The sequence below is a fragment of the Sphingomonas canadensis genome, from assembly GCF_026013525.1.
Lineage (GTDB): Bacteria > Pseudomonadota > Alphaproteobacteria > Sphingomonadales > Sphingomonadaceae > Sphingomonas > Sphingomonas canadensis.
The window spans coordinates 95,396-111,730 of sequence record NZ_JAPDRA010000005.1; the positions used below are offsets into that span (position 1 = coordinate 95,396).

Consider the following 16,335-nt stretch of genomic DNA (forward strand, 5'->3'; position numbering starts at 1 on the left):
GGGCGTGTCTGTTTCGGAGAATTTGATGCGGTTCGCTGCGATTTCGGTTCCCGCCGCGCTGATGGCGCTGACCCTTTCCACCGCGCTGACGGCGCAGCGCCCCGACGATCAGATCGATCCGCGATCGATGACGCTGCTTCAGGAAGGCCGTTCGGCGCAGGCCGCGGGCAATCTGGACGGCGCCGTCGATGCGTTCGAAACCGCGCTGGCCGTCGATCCGCGTAACCGCCAGGCCTATATCCTGCTGGCCGAGGTGTCCCGCAAGCGTGGCCTGCCCGGCAAGGCGATCCGCTTCTACAGCGAGGCGCTGGTGCTGGAGCCCAACGATCTCGCCGCGCTGCGCGGGCAGGGCGAGGCGATGATGGAGAAGGGCGCGGTCGAGAAGGCGAAGGAGAACCTCGCCAAGATCAAGACGATCTGCCGTACCCAGTGCAAGGATGCGGCCGTGCTGGCCGCAGTGATCGCGAAGGGGCCGCCCGCGGTTGCCGCAGCCCCGGCCGGGCCGGCCGCGGTCGCCGCCCAGCTCGGCACCCCCGCGGCACCGGAATCGGCACCCGCCAAGGACCCCAAGCCCTGAGGGGCGGTCAGCGGCTCAATATCCGCGCGATCGCCACGAATTCGGCGACGCTCACCGTCTCCGCCCGGCGGCTGCCGTCGATACCGAGCGCGGTCAGCGCGTCGAGCGCGCCGGGGACGGACTTCAGGCTCTGGCGCAGCATCTTGCGCCGCTGGCCGAATGCCGCGGCGGTCAGCGCCTCCAGCCGTTCCAGCCGCACGCCCTCCGGCGGCTCGGCGGGGACGATATGGACCACCGCCGACATCACCTTGGGCGGCGGAGTGAAGGCGGAGCGGTGGACGGTCATCGCGATCCGCGGCGTGGAGCGCCACTGCGCCAGCACCGCCAGGCGGCCATAGGCCTCGCCCCCGGCCGGGGCCACGATCCGCTCGGCGACCTCCTTCTGGAACATCAGCGTCAGGCTCGCCCACCAGGGCTGCCACGGCACCGAGAGCCAGCCGACCAGCAGCGCGGTGCCCACATTATAGGGCAGGTTCGCCACGACATGCGGCCGCCCCGCGAACAGCGCCGGCGCGTCGATCTCCAGCGCGTCGCCCTCGATCACGCGGAGCTGGCCGGGGAAGGCCGCCGCCACCTCTTCCAGCGCGGGGATGCAGCGCCGGTCGCGTTCGACCGCGGTCACCCGGGCGCCCGCCTCCAGCAGCGCGCGGGTGAGCCCGCCGGGACCGGGGCCGACCTCGAACACCTCGGCACCGTCCAGATTGCCGGGAACCCGGGCGATGCGGGCCAGGAGCTGCTGGTCGAACAGGAAGTTCTGCCCCAGCGCCTTGCTGGCGCTGAGCCCGTGCTTGCGGATCACCTCGCGCAGCGGCGGAAGCCCGGTCACGGCGCTCCGGCGGCGGCCAGTTCGGCGCGGTGCTGGGCGGCGGAGGCCGCCATGCGGATCGCCGCGATCATCGCGCCCGGATTGGCCTGGTCGCTCCCCGCGATGCCGAAGGCGGTGCCATGGTCCGGCGCGGTGCGCACGATCGGCAGCCCCAGCGTGATGTTGACGCCTTCGTCGAAGTGCAGCGTCTTGAGCGGCACCAGCGCCTGATCGTGATAGAGGCAGATCGCCGCGTCATAGCCGGCGCGTGCGCGCGGGTGGAACATCGTATCCGCGGCGAAGGGGCCGGTGGCGTCGATCCCTTCCTCGCGCAACTGGGCGATGGCCGGGGCGACGATCTCGATCTCCTCGCGCCCGATCGCGCCGCCTTCTCCGGCATGCGGATTGAGCCCCGCGAAGGCGAGGCGCGGGTTCTCGATCCCGAAGTTGCGATGCAGCCCCCGCGCCGCGCCGCGCGCCTTGGCGACAATCAGCTCGATGGTCAGCAGCTCGGGCACCTGCGCCAGCGGCACATGCACCGTCACCGGCACGACGCGCAGCGACGGCCCGGCGAGCATCATCACGGTGTTGTTCCGCGCCACGCCGCAGCGTTCGGCGACGAACTCGGTCTGGCCGGGATGGGTGAAGCCGACGCCATAGAGCTGCGCCTTGGACACCGGCCCCGTCACCAGCGCGCCGGCGCTTTCCGCACGGGTCAGGCCCACCGCGATCTCGAGCGACTGGAAGGCGCAGCGCGCGCCGTCCACATCGGGCTTCCCCGGCACGATCGCGCCCGCGTCGGCGATCTGGATCACCGGCAGCGCTTCGGCGAACACCGCCTCCGCCTCGTCCGGCGACGCGATCTCGCGCACCGGCCCGTCCCACACGCGCTGCACGGCGCGCGCATCGCCGATCGTGAAGAAGGGGGGCAGCGAGTGGAGCTCGCGCGCCTTCCACGCCTTTGCGACGATCTCCGGACCGATCCCGGCGGGATCGCCCATCGCAACGGCCAGCGGCCGGATCATCGCCGGCCCGGTGCCGGCATCAGCGATATTCGACGATGGCGTCGCGGCGCAGATCGCGCAGCATGCGTTCCGCCCGGCGTCCGGTGCGCTCATCCTCCAGCGACTGGCTTACGTCCTGCTTGGAGGGCAGCTCCGCCACGGGATCGTCGCGTCCGCACAGCACGAGCACGCGCACGCCGCTCTCCAGCGAACCGAACGGCTGGGTCGCCTGGCCGACCTGAAGATCGACGACCAGGTTCGCCACCTGACCCGGCAGATCGCGCACGCGGATCGAATCGCGGTTCACCACATCGGCGCCCAGCGCCTGGGCGATCCGCGGCACATCGCCGCAGCCCTGCATCGAAGCGGTCTGCTTGGCCAGCTCGGCCGCCTTGGTCGTGGCTGCCTCTTCGGTCGTGCCCGGTGCGAAGGTCAGCGTGATCTGGCGCAGGTTCAGGCGCGCGTCGCGCGGATCTGCGACCAGCACCTGGCGCGTGTCGGCAAGATAGATGATCGAGAAGCCGCCCGGCACCTCGATCGGCCCGGCCACCTGGCCGACCTGCATCGTTTGCAGCGGCGTGGCGAGCTGTTCGGGCAGCGTCACCGTGCGGATCCAGCCCAGGTCGCCGCCCTTGATCTTGGTCGTCGCCTCGGACCAGATGTGCGCCAGCGAGTCAAAGGGCGTGCCCTCGCGCATCTGCTGGAGCAGCGCCTGCTGCTGACGATAGACTTCCTCGGCGCGCTCGGGCGTCGCGCTCATGTAGATTTCGAAGACGCGATATTCGTGCGTGCCCTTGGCCGCCTCGATACGCTTCAGGATCGATTCCACCTCGGCATCGCTGATGTCGATGCTCACGCGGCGGCGGAGCAGGCGGCTCCATGCCAGCTCGCCCTCGATCTGGCGGCGGATCGAACGTTCCGACGAGCCGACCGAGCGAATCCACTGACGGAACTGATCCGGCGTAAGCTGGCGGCGCTGGGCCACGCGGGCGAAGGTCTGGTCGACCTCCGCCTTGTCGACGGTGATCTTGGCCGCCGCGGCCTCCTGAATCTGCAGCGTCTCGTCGATCAGCGAACGCAGCACCTGCAGGCGGATCTGGTCGCGCTCGGCGGCGGGCGGGTTCAGGTCGTTGATCGCCAGCACCAGCGCCAGGCGCTGGTCCACGTCGGTCCCGGTGATCACCGTGTTGTTGACGATCGCGGTCGGCTTGCGGACGTTCGGGTCCGCCTTGCCGAAGATCTGGAGGTTCGCCGGCAGGTCGAGGCCGGCCGAAGGGACCTCCTCGTCGGGCACGGTCTGCGCGGCGGCTGCCGTCGCCAACACCGCGGTTCCAAACACCGCAATCACGCCGCGGGCAGCGCGCACCGCATTCACAACACCAAAATTCACCAGCAAGACACCCTCATCCAGTGCCGAAGTTTCAGCCGCTTACTCGTCAATTGTGCCTGAACCAAGGCTGATCGGCGGCCGCCAACGCATTGTACCATAACGATGCTCCCGGCCATTGGTCAGCGGCCCAGGTTCTTGAACGAAAGCGAAAGCAGGAAGCTGTTGCCTTTCACCGCGTCGCCCGTCGTCTCATAATCGCGCTTCCACGTGAAGCCGAGCCGGAGGCAATCGTCCTCATAGGCGATGCCGAGCCGGTGACGCACCGGATCGAAACCGTCCGACAGCGACAATATGTCTTCGTTGCGGCTGGTCAAGTCGACCAGCATCGAGCCCGAGATCGACCAGAAACGGGCGATCTGGAAGCGCGCGCCGATGCGGGCCTCCTCGCGATCCTGCAGATCCTCCAGCGCCGCGCCGATATTGCGGTTGAGCCGCAGATAGCCGAGCTGGACATAGGTGGTGCTGGAACCCACCGTCGCGTCCACCTCGTTGCGGCGGACGGCGAAGCTGTCCTTGTCGATGCGATAGCGGTGGGTGACCGTCAGGAAATCGCGGAAACGCACCACGGTGCGGCCCACGACGTCGGAGACGCGGCCGTCCAGCCCGGTGCCGTTGGGCAGGATCGTCGGCCGGTCGGTCAGGCGATAGCTCTGGCCGATCGTCGCATCGAGCGAGAAGCCCGGCAGGAACAGCGAATAATCGACGCCCCAGGTGAAGCGCGTCGAATCCTCGAACCGGTCGTATCCGGGGAAGCGGTTGAGCGCGAACAGATTCGAATCCTCAAGGTCCACCGCGCGGGCGTCCTCGTTGGGGACCAGCAGGTTCGCGATCTTCGGCGCTGCCACCACCTGGAAGCGCGGGGTGATGCGCTGGGTGCCGCCGAACGCCGGGCCGACCAGCGGCCACTTCATGTCCAGCGCCAGCGCGCCGATGCCGCGGGCGTGGAACCCTTCCTCGCCGCGATAGCTGGCCACCGTGGTCGCGAGCGTGTTGGAGGCGTTGTACAGGTCGCCGCGGCCATAGGAGGTCAGCGTGATCTCCTGGCCCCAGGAGGTCAGCTTGCGCAGATCCCAGCGCAGCGAGGCGAAGGCGCGCTGCGAATCCTGTCCGCCGGTGCGGGTGATCGCAAGCGTGTTGACCTGCACCTCGGCACGGCCGCCGATCAGCCCGTCGTCGAGGCGGCGGCGATAGTCGATCTCGGGCAGTGCGATCGGCTGAAGGCCCTGGCGATCGCCGATGCGCAGCGTCTGCACCGCCCAGCCGTTGATCGCGAAATAGCTGTCCTGGTCGATCCGTTCGACGCGGATGTTGTTGCGCAGCCGGTCGTCGCGCGAGATGTCGTAACGGCGCAGGAACGTGCGGTCGCTCGATACGCGCAGCGATCCGCTGACGCTCCATTCCGGTGTGAGCTGATAGCGGCCGACCCCGTCCAGATAGCCGCGGACCGCGTTGCGCGAGGTGGCCGGCGTAACCGGCACCAGCAGGTCGTCCGCCCGGCGGCTGTAGGTCACATAGCCGCCCAGGTGGATCGCGCCGAGCTCGTTCAGCTCGCGATAGTCCGCCTGAAGCACCGGAAGCACGGCGGAATAGAAATGGGGCGTGACGCGCAGATCGCGATTCGGGCCGAAGCTGAAGAAATAGGGGACTTCGACGTGGAGCCCGTTGGTGCGGTTGTAGCTGATGTCGGGCATCAGGAAGCCGGTGCCGCTGGCGCCGCCAACCGGATGCGAGAAGACGGGCAGGGGGATCGTCGCTACCCCGAACACCGACACGCGGGCGCCCGTGTAGCGCAGCCGCTGCGCCGCGGGATCATAGACGACGCGCTTCGCCGTGATCTTCCAGCTCGGCTCTTTCGGGCAATTCTCCGAATCGACGACCGAGCAGGGGGTGTAGGCGGCGTTGTCCACCGTGATCACGCCGTTGTCGCGTACGCCGTGCTGGGCGGCGATCCGGCCGCCGCCCTCCAGCACCACCAGCATATTCTCCACCACGCCGTCGCGCAGCGTGTCGGTTAGCTGGATGCGATCGCCGAAGGCGGTGTCGCCGGTGTCGTTGATGATGACGATGTTGCCCTCGGCAACCACCTCGCCGGTGCCGCGGTTCCACACCACCTTGTCGGCGCGCAGCCGGTCGCCGCGGCGGACCAGGCGAACCTCGCCCGTGGCGGTGATGATTTCGGCCTTCTGGTCATATTCCAGCACGTCGGCGCTGAAGCTGACCTCGTCCGGCTCGGCGGGGGCCGCATCGGGGAAGGCCGGGACGGCGGGCACGGGTGCGGTGAGCGAAGGCGGCGCGGACGGCGCCTGTGCCGCCGGGGGGGCGGGGGCGGCCGGGGCCTCCTGCTCCTGCGCGAGCGCATGCGGCGCGGACAGCAGCGCGATCGGCCAGGCGGTGGCGAGCAACATGGCCTTGCGCGTCAAGACTCGATCCACCTTCCCTACAACGCTCCGCTGCGCCCATGCGAAACCGGCATGGCGCTCCACCGCCCTATCGCACCGGACCGTGCGCTCCGCAACGCCGCGTTGGATATGGCGGCGCGGCGCGCTAATCGGGGCGCATGAAGGTTGACTTCTATCACCTCACGCGGCTGCCGCTCGAACGCACGCTACCCAGAATCGCCGAACGGGTGCTGGCGGACGGCGGACGGCTGCTGGTTGTGGCGGACGAGCCCGCCGCGCGCGAAAAGCTGGATCGGCTGCTGTGGGCCTATTCGCCCGAAAGCTTCCTGCCGCATGGCCAGGCGGGGGGCGAGCATGACGCGCGCCAGCCGGTGCTGATCGCCGCCGATGCCGCGCCGCCCGCCAATGGCGCGCGCAACGTGGCGATCGCCGACGGGGTGTGGCGCGATGCCGCGCTGGAATTCGACCGCGCCTTCCACTTCTTCGGCGAGGACCGCATCGCGGAGGCGCGCACCGCCTGGAAATCGCTGGCCGGCCGCGAAGGCGTCGAGCGGCGCTATTGGAAGCAGAAGGAAGGCGGCGGCTGGGAACAGGCCGCCTGACCGGCCGGTATCGGCAGCGGCCCAGCCCGGGATGGCACGAAATGCCCCGATCGGGGCGGTCTTCGCACGTGCGAACGCTTGATTTGGGCGGGCTCGCGGACTAGGGAGCCGCGACTTTTCCACACCCTTAACCACAGGAGCCGCACGGCCATGGCCGCGACCCGGACCTTTTCGATCATCAAGCCCGATGCCACCCGCCGCAACCTGACCGGCGCGGTCACCAAGATGCTGGAGGAGGCCGGCCTGCGCGTCGTCGCCTCCAAGCGCATCCAGATGACCAAGGAGCAGGCCGAGGGCTTCTACGCGGTCCACAAGGAGCGCCCCTTCTTCGGCGATCTGGTCTCCTTCATGATCTCCGGCCCGGTGGTGGTGCAGGTGCTGGAGGGCGAGAACGCCGTGCAGCGCAACCGCGACATCATGGGCGCCACCAACCCGGCGAACGCCGAGCCCGGCACGATCCGCAAGGAACTGGCGGAATCGATCGAGGCGAACAGCGTCCACGGTTCGGACTCCGACGAGAATGCGGCGATCGAGATCGCCTATTTCTTCAAGCCGGAAGAGATCGTCGGCTGAGGCGCGGGCCAGTCCGGCCTGACTGGCCGGCCTGATTGTCCGGAATGTCCCGGAATCCTGCGATTTATCGGCAGGCTTCCGGGATTGCCCGGCTTGCCAACGCCCCTAAGCTCCTATTAACTCCCGGAGGCGTTCGGGCGGGGGGCTCGAATCGTTGCGTAATGCGGAGGTTCCGGGTTTCGAGATGATGCGGGGGAAGCTGGCCTTCCTGGCCGATCGCACGGCGGTCTTGTTCCTCGGCCTTGCCGCGGGCGCCTTCATCACGGCATCCTTCTACACGGTGAACGCGCCCGTCGCGCCGCCGGCCGCTCCGCAGCCCGGGGCACCGGCCGGGGACCAGCCCGGCGCGCCTGCGGTTCCCGCCGCCGCGCTGCCGCCCACCGTGACGGTGGGGCCGGCGCTCGCCAGCACCGCCGCGGCGGGCCGCGAGGTGCATGTCGGCGTGTTCGGCGACAGCTTCGGCGACGGCATCTGGGCAGCGCTCTACAACGGGCTGCGCAAGGACGACACGATCAAGGTCCATCAGTTCAGCGAGCGATCGACGGGCTTTACCCGATATCGCAGCCTGAACCTGCTCGACGACATCCGCGGCAAGATCGATCGCCAGCCGGTCGATATCGCGGTGATCTCGTTCGGCGCGAACGACACCCAGGGCATCTACGACAACGGCCACGCCGCCAAGTTCATGAGCGAGGACTGGCAGAAGATCGTCGGCGATCGCGTGGCGGCGATCGTCACGATGCTGCGCGAACGCGGCGCCCAGGTCTATTGGGTGGGCCTGCCGCGCATGCGCAAGCCGGAATTCGACGCAGATATCCAGCAACTCAACGCATTCTTCGCCGCCCGCGCCCGTGCGCTCAACGTCCCGTTCATCGATACCGTGCCAGCCAGCGTCGACGCGGATGGCAAATACGCTCCCTATCTCCGCAACCCGGATACGGGCGAGCGCGTCATGGCCCGCGCCAACGATGGCATCCACATGACGATGAGCGGCTATGGCTTCCTTATTCACGGGCTTACCGGCGACATCCAGAAATCCATCGCCCAGGCGCGCGGCGCCGCCAATCGCGATCCCGCAAGGCAAGACGCCGGCAAGCCCGCCGGGGAAGCGGCGAAGAGCGATGGCTAGGCTGCGCTCCGCCGCCGCGGCGCTCGCGCTGCTGCTGTGCGGGGCGCCCGCGGCGATGGCGCGCGACGGCTACCCACCCGAGCCGGGGGCCTGCGACGGGCGCCTCTGCTACGCCGAATCGATCGCGCCGTTCCTGGCCAAGCTGCGCGCCGATCCGCGCCGGGCGCATGTGCCGGTACACATCATCCAGATCGGCGATAGCCACACCGCCGGCGACATGATCACCAACGGCTGGCGCATGCAGCTCCAGGCGCGTTACGGCAACGGCGGGCGCGGGGTGCTGGCCGGCGGCAAGCCCTATGGCGGCTACCTCACCTGGGGCGTCACCGCGTCGCAGACGCCGGGCTGGGTGGTGAATGCCACCTTCGGCAAGGCCTATTCCGAATATGGCCCGGAACTGGGCATCTCCGGCTTTACCCAGAGCGTGGCGGCGCCGGGCGAGCGGCTGTCGATCGCGGCGGATTCGCCCGATCAGTATTTCGACCAGATCACCGTCTGCGCGATGACCTCGCCGGGCGCGGGCGCGGTGCTGCTGCGCATGGGGATGGTGGCCGAGGAGGAATGGCGGCTCGCGTCGGTTGAGCGCCAGCCGGCGTGCCGCACGATGCGCACGCGCACCAAGGTCGCCTCTGCCGAGATCGTGACGCTGGACGAGGGGCCGGTTTCGATCACCTCCTTCGCCACCTTCCGCAGCGATGGCGGCGTCGTGCTTTCCAACCTGGGCGTGGTGGGATCGCAGGCGATCCACCTGAACCGCGCCAGCGACGCGGTGGTCCGCGCCGAGTTCCAGGCCTATGCGCCCGACCTGATCGTTCTCGCCTTCGGCACCAACGAAGGCTTTGCGCCGAACTTCGCGATCGACAATTACGAGACCCAGCTTCGCCGCCAGGTGGCGCGCATCCGCCGGCTGGCGGGGCCGAACGTGCCGATCCTGCTGCTCGGCGCGCCCGACGCGGCGACGCGCAACGTGGCGCTCAGGCCCGAATATGATTGCGGCGAGGGCCTCGGCCCCCCGCGCTCGCTGGGCGAGGTGCGCGCGCGCCAGATCCGCGTGGCGCACGACATGCGGCTGGGCTTCTGGAACTGGGCGGCGGCGATGGGATCGCAATGCGCGGCCTATAGCTGGAAGACCGCGGGCCAGATGCGCGGCGATTTCGTCCATTTCACCCGCGAGGGCGGAACGATGATCGGCCAGATGCTCGATTCCGATCTCACCCGCGCCTCGCTGGCGGTTCGTCCCGCGGTGCTGCGGCCGCGGCTCACGCCGCCGCTGGTGCAGGTCTCGGCCGGAAACATGGACCAGGCCGAGGAGGCGCTCCGGGACCGGGCCGGCGACGCGCCCCCCGGCGCTTCGGAGGTCCAGCGCCCCTAAATGCTCTTTCCGACGCTGAACTTCAGCCTGTTCTTCCTTGTCGTCTACGCGCTGGCGTGGGGGGCGAAGGCTAGCAACGAATGGCGCAAGATCATCCTGCTGATGGCGTCGTGGTTCTTCTACGCCGAGTGGGACACGCGCTTCGTGGCGCTGCTGATCGCCAGCGGCGTGCTCAACTGGGGCGCGGCGCGGCTGATCGTCGCGGCGGAGGGCAGGGAAGGGACGCGCAAGGCGCTGCTGGGCGTGGGCATCGCGATCAACCTCGCGATCCTGGGCTGGTTCAAATATTACGGCTTCTTCATGGAGCAGCTCGAGGCGCTGCTGCGCGATTTCGGCTGGGAACGCGATCTGGCGATCATGCAGGTCGTGCTGCCCGTCGGCATCTCGTTCTTCACCTTCCAGGGGATGAGCTACGTCATCGACATCTACCGGCGGCAGACCCAGCCCGCCGGGCTGCTCGACATGACGCTGCTGATGAGCTTCTTCCCGCATCTGGTGGCCGGGCCGATCGTGCGCGCGTCGCACCTGATCCCGCAGTTCAAGGAAACGCCGCACATCACCCGCGGCATGGCGGCGATGGGCATCGCGCTGATCGTCTGGGGCCTGTTCAAGAAGGCGGTGATCGCGTCCGAGCTGGCGACCGGATATGTCGATGCGGTGTTCTTCGATCCGGGCGCGCATTCCAGCGGCGACCTGGTCCTGGCCGCCTATGGCTATGCGGTGCAGATCTATTGCGATTTCTCCGCATACAGCGACATGGCGGTGGGGCTGGCGGCGCTGCTCGGCTATCGTTTCCCGCACAATTTCAACCAGCCCTATCGCGCGCAATCGCTCCAGGATTTCTGGCGGCGCTGGCACATCAGCCTGTCGAGCTGGCTGCGCGACTATCTGTACATCTCGCTCGGCGGATCGCGCTACGGCATCGCCCGGCTGTGCATGGCGCTGATGACGACGATGTTGCTCGGCGGCCTGTGGCACGGCGCGAGCTGGAACTTCGTCATCTGGGGCGCGCTGCACGGCGGCGTGCTGGCGGCCGAGCGGCTGTGGCGCGAATATAAACCGGAGGGCTGGCGATCGCTGCCGCCGGTGGCGGGGATCGTCATCACCTTCCATATCGTGCTGCTGGGCTGGATCTTCTTCCGGCTGGAGCATCTGGACGATGCGCTGACCTATATCGGCGGCATCTTCGCCGGAAACTGGACGAGCACGATCACGCCGCTGATGCTGGGGCTGCTGCTGATCGGCATGTCGCTCCATTATTTCCCGGCGCATACGCTGCATCATGCGGCGATGCGGCTGCGCACCATCCCGGCGATCTGGGCCGGGCTGATGGTGGGCGTGCTGGTGCTGGTGATCGAATCGATGCGGCCGGAGGGCGTGGCGCCCTTCATCTACTATCAGTTCTGAGGGAGGGGCTGTGAGCGATCCCGAAGACAGCAAGCCCAAGCCGGTAGCCTCCGACGCGCTGGCCCGCGCCCGCGCGGCGCTGGACGGGATCGGCACGCCCACCGCGCGCGAGGAGATCGCGGCGACCGATCCGCACGATGCGCCGCTCGCCGACCCCGAGCTGGGGCCGGAGCCCGCCTATCACAAGGAGCCGGAGACCGCGCCCGCCGATGCGCCGCCGCCCCGCTCCGCCGCCGATGTCGCGCGGGCGATGCAGGACGCACCGCCCGAACTGGCGGTGTTCGCGCCCACGCCGCCGCCTCCGCCCGCACCGCCGGAGCGTGCGGAGCCCGTCGCGCCAGCCGCGCGTGAGCCGGAATCCGCGCCTGCGCCCGCGCCGGTCCGCGAGCGGCTTGGGGACACGACTTCGCCGGTGGACCTGCCCGAGCCGGCCGTGCCGCTGCCGCATCCGCTGCGCTGGACGACCATCGTGATCGCGGTCGCCACATTGTTCCTGGCGCTGTTCAACGCGCAGACGATCCGGAGCTGGGCCTATCAGCTTCCGCCGAGCCCGCTGAGCGCGAGCATCGCCGGCGCGGCCGAGACCTGGTTCAACATCACCGCCTCCGTCGGGCTCGACCGGCCCTATGCGGCGCTCCACGCCTGGTACGGCGATCTCAAAGACGCGCGCTTCGGCGAGGATGCCAAGGCGGGAGAGGGCGGGCCGGAAAACGCGGCGGCCGCCGCCGAATAGCAGAACGGCCCAGCCTCAAGGGGAGGCCGGGCCGTTCGCTGCCGTAAGGGCGAAGCCGCCCCTATTCGTGGAAATAATGGTTTCCGATCCGCCCCACGATCGGGCGCGAACGGAAGAACGCCGGGTTCACCTGCGCCGCGCGGAAGAACAGCGCGTTGCCGACCACCGGATCGCTGACGCCCGCACGGGCATCGCGCGCGATCTCCAGCGCCAGCGTCCAGCGCTTGTCCTTCGGCGGGTTATAGGCGTGGACGTTGAAGAACTGTCCGCGCTGCATCACCACGCTGCAGATGGTCTTGGGGAACTTCGGCGAACGGAGGCGGTTCATCACCACCTGAGCAACGGCAAGCTGGCCCTCGCGGGACTGGTTGCCGGCCTCATGCACGATCACCTTCGCCAGGCACACCAGCTCGGAATCAACCGGCATGCTGGCGGCGGCAAGGGCGGAATCGTCGATAGCCGGCTTGGCGGCGACGGGCGCGGTCTGCGCCGGAACCTCGTCCTGCTCTGCCTGCACGGCATTTGCCTGGGCGGTGGCGAGGCTATCCTGGGAAACGGTATCGGCACCCTGGGCCTGCGCGGTTGCGGAACCGCCCATCGGGACCGTCATCAGCGCCGTACCGGCACTGAAAGCCACTGCAACGCCAAGCGCCGCAGCGTGCGACTTACGAAGAAACTTCAATTATTGCTCCAGTCGAGTGCGCGAAGCGGGTCGCCGGTGCCGAAAATACCCGGTGGCACAGGGACGCGATCCACGTCGTGATCGGAGAGTTAAATACGCCCCTCCCGCGATCGAAGGCGCGATTGGCGCGGAAGAACCGCCAATGCAACGAAAGTGCGGCGAAGCGAGCGGTGGGCGGGATGAATGCCTAGTCCCCAAGTCGGAGTTTTGGCCCGCCTTCGGAGTCGAAACGAACGCCCGCGGCTGGTATGCGGATATCGTTGAGGCAGCGTGATTCGCGCCGGCGGGGTGGAAGTTTCTCTATGCGTTTCAGAAGTTTGGCGGTTATCCTGGTGGGCAGTGTGGCGGCCGCGGCGATGGCCTATCCGCTGGGCCGCACCGCGCTGCTGCCCGCGGCGGAGCTGCCCCCGGCCGAGGCGGCGGCCGAATCGGCGCCCGTTCCGCCTGCCGCCGAAGCGCCCGCGCCGCAGCTCGTCGCACCGGCCAAGGCCGCCGTGCGCGCCCCGGCGAAGGGCGGATACAGCGTGATCGGCGTCGGCGACATCATGATGGGCAGCGATTACCCCAGCCCGATCATGGACGCGCGCGTGGCCCCCGGCGCCGATCCGGCGGACGTGATCGGGCCGGAGATGCTGCGCCTGTTCAAGGGCGGCGACGTGGTGTTCGGCAATTACGAAGGCACGATCCACACCAACAGCGACAATGCGAAGAGCTGCAGCAACCCGGCGGTGTGCTTCACCTTTCGCAGCCCGCCGTTCCACGCGAAATATCTGGCGAGCGTCGGCTTCACGCTGGTTTCCAACGCCAACAACCACTCGCGCGATTTCGGCGAGGCGAACCGCGCGCAGACCTATCGCTACCTGACCGGTGCGGGGCTGGCGGTGAGCGGCGCCGACACGCCGGGCACCCGCATCGGCGTGCAGACGCTGCCGGACGGCACGCGCTTCGCGCTCGTCGCCTTCGGGCACAACCCCGGGCTGATGCAGGTAACCGACCTGGCCCGCCTGACCGCGATGGTGCATGAGGCGGACCGGGTGGCGGATGTCGTCATGGTCTCCTGCCACATCGGCGGCGAGGGCGAGGGGCGCAGCGCCGTGACGCGCCAGACCGAAATGTTCCTGGGCGAAAACCGCGGCAATCCCTATGCCTTCGCGCATACTGCGGTGGACGCGGGCGCCGATATCGTCTTCTGCCACGGCCCGCACATCCCGCGCGCGATCGAGGTCTATAAGGGCCGTTTCATCGCCTACAGCCTGGGCAATTTCTGGACCTATGGCCGCTTCAACCTGAGCAACACCGCCGGCTATGCGCCGATCGCGGCGCTGAAGGTGGGGGCGGACGGCGCGCTCCAGTCGGCGCGGATCGTGTCGGCCAGGCAGGTGAAGCCGGGCGGGCCGTTCCTCGACCCCTCGGGCGCCGCCGCGGCGCGGATCGAGCAGCTTTCGCGCCAGGATTTCCCCGAAGCGGGCATTGCGATCGACGCGGACGGCAATGTGAGCTGGCGCAGGTAACAGGCCCGGGCCGCCCGCCGGGCCGCCTCAGCGCGGCAGCCTGATCGTAGCCACCAGCCCGCCGCCTTCGCGCGGGCGCAGCGTGATGTCGCCGCGGGCATCGCGCACGATCGCGCGGGCCAGCGCGAGCCCCAGCCCGATGCCCCCGGTATCGCGGTTGCGCGATCCCTCCAGCCGGGTGAAGGCGTCGAACACCGCCTCGCGCTGGGCCTCCGGGATGCCGGGGCCGCGATCGGCGACCTCGATCGCGATCTGCTGTTCGCCGGGAACCAGCCGCACCTCGGCCGCGCCGCCATATTTGACGGCATTCTCGATCAGGTTGCGCACCGCGCGGCGCATCAGCGACGGGCGCAGCCGCATGGTAAGCCGCGGCGCCTCTTCGAACTGCACGGGCTGGTCCAGGTCGCGGAAATCCTCCACCACCGCGTCGATCAGCGCCGCCAGGTCCACCTCGACCGGCGGCTCGCTCGGGCGGCCGAGCCGCGCCAGGCTCAATATGTCCTCCAGCGTGCGGTTCATCTCGTCGATGGTATCGGCCATCCGCGCGCGATCCTCGTCGTCCTCGACCGATTCGATGCGCACGCGCAACGCGGCGAGCGGGGTGCGCAGATCGTGGCCGATCGCGCCGAGCATCCGGTCCTTTTCGTCCAGCATCGCGTTCACGCGCAGGCTGAGCGCGTTATAGGCGGCGATCACCGCGCGCACGTCCGATGGGCCGCGCTCCTCCACCGGCTGGGGCTGTTCGCCCGGGGTGAAGCGCCGCGCCGCCTCGGCCAGCCGCCGCAGCGGCCGGGCGATCCGCCGCCCGGCCAGCAGCACCGGCAGGAGGACGACGATATAGAGGATCAGCGTCTGCGCGATCAGTTGCCAGATGACGATCCGCTCGGCGCGCGGCCAGGCGCTGCGCAGCGCCACCCAGCGGCCGTCGTCGAGCTGCACCGCCACCTGAAGCTCGGCGCCCAGCCGCAACAGCCGATCGCGGCGGATGGGGTCCAGCCGGCGCAGCAGCGGCTCGCGTTCGTCGATCTGGCGGATCGTGGCGATCACGTCGCGCGGCGTGACGCCGAGGTCGATCAGCCCCTGCCGGACCGCCTGCTCGACATCGGAGCGGCGCGGCAATCCGGCGGGGATCGGGTTCGCATCGAACTGCTGGACGCGCAGCCGCAGGTCGAAGGGGCCGGACGGGGGGCGCCCATGGCGGCGTTCGCGCGGCTGCTGCGCGGCATCGGCATTGCCGTTGGCCCCGCGATCGGCCGTATCGGCGATGCGCGTGACGGCGGGCACGATCACCTGGCTGAACCGGGCTTCCCGCCGCTCGCGCAGCAGCAGGCCGAAGTTGATCGCCTGCGCCACGAACAGCGCCACCGCCACCAGCAGCGCGATCTGCCCGGTCAGGCTCTTGGGGAGGAAGCGTCGCAGCGTCGCGGTCAAAGCCGCGTCACCTCGGCGGCCAGCGTATAGCCGCCGCCCCACACGGTCTTGATGATCGCCGGGTTCTTGGGATCGGGCTCGATCTTCTTGCGCAGGCGGCTGACCTGGTTGTCGATCGCACGATCGAAGGCGGCGGCCTCGCGCCCCTGTGTCAGGTCGAGGAGCTGGTCGCGCGTCAGCACCTGCCGCGGGCGCGTCACCAGCGTCAGCAGCAGATTGTATTCGCCCGTGGACAGCGGAACCGAAACGCCGTCGCGGTCCACCAGCGTGCGCTCGCCGCTCTTCAGCACCCATCCGGCGAAGGCGTAGCTGCCGGTTTCGGGGGCATGCTGGCGGGCGGCGCCGTTGCCGGTGCGGCGCAGCACCACCTTGATGCGCGCGGCCAACTCGCGCGGGCTGAACGGCTTCACGACATAATCGTCGGCGCCCATCTCCAGCCCGACGATGCGGTCGGTCTCCTCGCTGCGCGCGGTGAGCAGGATCACGGGGATTTCGCTGGTCGCCCGGATGTGGCGGCACAGGCTGAGCCCATCCTCGCCCGGCATCATGATGTCGAGGATGACGAGATCGATCGCATAGGCGTTCATCCGCGCGCGGGCACCCTCGGCATCGCCCGCCTGGGTCACGCGGAAGCCCTGGCGCGTCAGATACTGTGCGAGCGGCTCGCGGATGGAGCGCTCGTCATCGACGAGCAGCAGGTGCGGAATCTCGGACATGACC

General features: G+C 69.1%; 15 protein-coding genes. 8 read left to right on the forward strand and 7 right to left on the reverse strand.

The features are described from left to right. The first annotated feature begins 25 nt into the window (after positions 1 to 25). Complete coding sequence (locus OM513_RS11875) at positions 26 to 577, forward strand: tetratricopeptide repeat protein (protein WP_264944520.1); 552 nt, start codon at positions 26 to 28, stop codon at positions 575 to 577. 7 nt (positions 578 to 584) lie between these two features. Here OM513_RS11875 and rsmA read toward each other — a convergent pair whose 3' ends face one another. From rsmA to OM513_RS11895, 4 genes are all read right to left on the reverse strand, one after another. Continuing rightward, positions 585 to 1,403: a 16S rRNA (adenine(1518)-N(6)/adenine(1519)-N(6))-dimethyltransferase RsmA gene (gene rsmA, locus OM513_RS11880; RefSeq protein ID WP_264944521.1), complete on the reverse strand. Its 819-nt coding sequence runs from the start codon at positions 1,401 to 1,403 to the stop codon at positions 585 to 587. Continuing rightward, on the reverse strand, positions 1,400 to 2,407 hold the full coding sequence (gene pdxA, locus OM513_RS11885; protein ID WP_264944523.1) for a 4-hydroxythreonine-4-phosphate dehydrogenase PdxA: 1,008 nt from the start codon (positions 2,405 to 2,407) through the stop codon (positions 1,400 to 1,402). The genes rsmA and pdxA overlap by 4 nt, the downstream gene beginning before the upstream one ends. A 19-nt stretch (positions 2,408 to 2,426) precedes the next feature. Then, positions 2,427 to 3,710, reverse strand: coding sequence for a peptidylprolyl isomerase (locus tag OM513_RS11890; RefSeq protein WP_264944524.1), 1,284 nt, complete (start codon positions 3,708 to 3,710; stop codon positions 2,427 to 2,429). Between the two features lie 185 nt (positions 3,711 to 3,895). Continuing rightward, positions 3,896 to 6,181, reverse strand: coding sequence for an LPS-assembly protein LptD (locus OM513_RS11895; RefSeq protein WP_380916333.1), 2,286 nt, complete (start codon positions 6,179 to 6,181; stop codon positions 3,896 to 3,898). A 152-nt stretch (positions 6,182 to 6,333) separates the two neighbouring features. Here OM513_RS11895 and OM513_RS11900 point away from each other — a divergent pair, with 152 nt between their 5' ends. The 6 genes from OM513_RS11900 to OM513_RS11925 all read left to right on the forward strand — a co-directional run bounded on the left by OM513_RS11900 (position 6,334) and on the right by OM513_RS11925 (position 11,991). Beyond that, positions 6,334 to 6,777, forward strand: coding sequence for a DNA polymerase III subunit chi (locus tag OM513_RS11900; protein ID WP_264944527.1), 444 nt, complete (start codon positions 6,334 to 6,336; stop codon positions 6,775 to 6,777). 150 nt (positions 6,778 to 6,927) lie between these two features. Next, entirely contained in the window at positions 6,928 to 7,350 is a 423-nt protein-coding gene (ndk, locus tag OM513_RS11905; protein ID WP_264944528.1) for a nucleoside-diphosphate kinase, read from the forward strand. 184 nt (positions 7,351 to 7,534) lie between these two features. Beyond that, positions 7,535 to 8,479, forward strand: coding sequence for an SGNH/GDSL hydrolase family protein (locus tag OM513_RS11910; protein ID WP_264944529.1), 945 nt, complete (start codon positions 7,535 to 7,537; stop codon positions 8,477 to 8,479). Then, positions 8,472 to 9,851, forward strand: a complete 1,380-nt coding sequence (locus OM513_RS11915; RefSeq protein WP_264944530.1) for an SGNH/GDSL hydrolase family protein — start codon at positions 8,472 to 8,474, stop codon at positions 9,849 to 9,851. The genes OM513_RS11910 and OM513_RS11915 overlap by 8 nt, the downstream gene beginning before the upstream one ends. Next, positions 9,852 to 11,258 carry an MBOAT family O-acyltransferase gene (locus tag OM513_RS11920; protein ID WP_264944532.1) on the forward strand — a complete coding sequence of 469 codons (1,407 nt, stop codon included), beginning with the start codon at positions 9,852 to 9,854 and terminating at the stop codon, positions 11,256 to 11,258. It abuts the gene before it with no gap. A 10-nt stretch (positions 11,259 to 11,268) separates the two neighbouring features. Continuing rightward, positions 11,269 to 11,991, forward strand: coding sequence for a hypothetical protein (locus OM513_RS11925; protein WP_264944534.1), 723 nt, complete (start codon positions 11,269 to 11,271; stop codon positions 11,989 to 11,991). Positions 11,992 to 12,052: 61 nt separating this feature from the next. Here OM513_RS11925 and OM513_RS11930 read toward each other — a convergent pair whose 3' ends face one another. After that, positions 12,053 to 12,589 (reverse strand): cell wall hydrolase, encoded by a 537-nt coding sequence (locus OM513_RS11930; protein WP_264944535.1) that lies wholly within the window; start codon positions 12,587 to 12,589, stop codon positions 12,053 to 12,055. 386 nt (positions 12,590 to 12,975) lie between these two features. Here OM513_RS11930 and OM513_RS11935 point away from each other — a divergent pair, with 386 nt between their 5' ends. After that, positions 12,976 to 14,184, forward strand: coding sequence for a CapA family protein (locus OM513_RS11935; RefSeq protein ID WP_264944537.1), 1,209 nt, complete (start codon positions 12,976 to 12,978; stop codon positions 14,182 to 14,184). Between the two features lie 27 nt (positions 14,185 to 14,211). Here the strand turns inward: OM513_RS11935 and OM513_RS11940 are convergent, their stop codons facing one another. After that, on the reverse strand, positions 14,212 to 15,615 hold the full coding sequence (locus OM513_RS11940) for a sensor histidine kinase (RefSeq protein WP_264944539.1): 1,404 nt from the start codon (positions 15,613 to 15,615) through the stop codon (positions 14,212 to 14,214). Then, on the reverse strand, positions 15,612 to 16,331 hold the full coding sequence (locus tag OM513_RS11945; protein ID WP_264944540.1) for a response regulator: 720 nt from the start codon (positions 16,329 to 16,331) through the stop codon (positions 15,612 to 15,614). Before OM513_RS11945 ends, OM513_RS11940 begins: the two co-directional genes overlap by 4 nt. Positions 16,332 to 16,335 lie beyond the last annotated feature (4 nt).

What these genes read in the sequence shown, in the direction of transcription:
- OM513_RS11910 (WP_264944529.1), top strand. Translation starts at nt 7,535, where the DNA reads ATGATGCGGGGGAAGCTGGCCTTCCTGGCCGATCGCACGGCGGTCTTG.
- OM513_RS11920 (WP_264944532.1), top strand. Translation starts at nt 9,852, where the DNA reads ATGCTCTTTCCGACGCTGAACTTCAGCCTGTTCTTCCTTGTCGTCTAC.
- OM513_RS11875 (WP_264944520.1), top strand. Translation starts at nt 26, where the DNA reads ATGCGGTTCGCTGCGATTTCGGTTCCCGCCGCGCTGATGGCGCTGACC.
- pdxA (WP_264944523.1), bottom strand. Translation starts at nt 2,407, where the DNA reads ATGATCCGGCCGCTGGCCGTTGCGATGGGCGATCCCGCCGGGATCGGT.
- OM513_RS11945 (WP_264944540.1), bottom strand. Translation starts at nt 16,331, where the DNA reads ATGTCCGAGATTCCGCACCTGCTGCTCGTCGATGACGAGCGCTCCATC.
- OM513_RS11935 (WP_264944537.1), top strand. Translation starts at nt 12,976, where the DNA reads ATGCGTTTCAGAAGTTTGGCGGTTATCCTGGTGGGCAGTGTGGCGGCC.
- OM513_RS11900 (WP_264944527.1), top strand. Translation starts at nt 6,334, where the DNA reads ATGAAGGTTGACTTCTATCACCTCACGCGGCTGCCGCTCGAACGCACG.
- OM513_RS11915 (WP_264944530.1), top strand. Translation starts at nt 8,472, where the DNA reads ATGGCTAGGCTGCGCTCCGCCGCCGCGGCGCTCGCGCTGCTGCTGTGC.
- ndk (WP_264944528.1), top strand. Translation starts at nt 6,928, where the DNA reads ATGGCCGCGACCCGGACCTTTTCGATCATCAAGCCCGATGCCACCCGC.
- OM513_RS11930 (WP_264944535.1), bottom strand. Translation starts at nt 12,589, where the DNA reads ATGGGCGGTTCCGCAACCGCGCAGGCCCAGGGTGCCGATACCGTTTCC.
- OM513_RS11895 (WP_380916333.1), bottom strand. Translation starts at nt 6,181, where the DNA reads ATGTTGCTCGCCACCGCCTGGCCGATCGCGCTGCTGTCCGCGCCGCAT.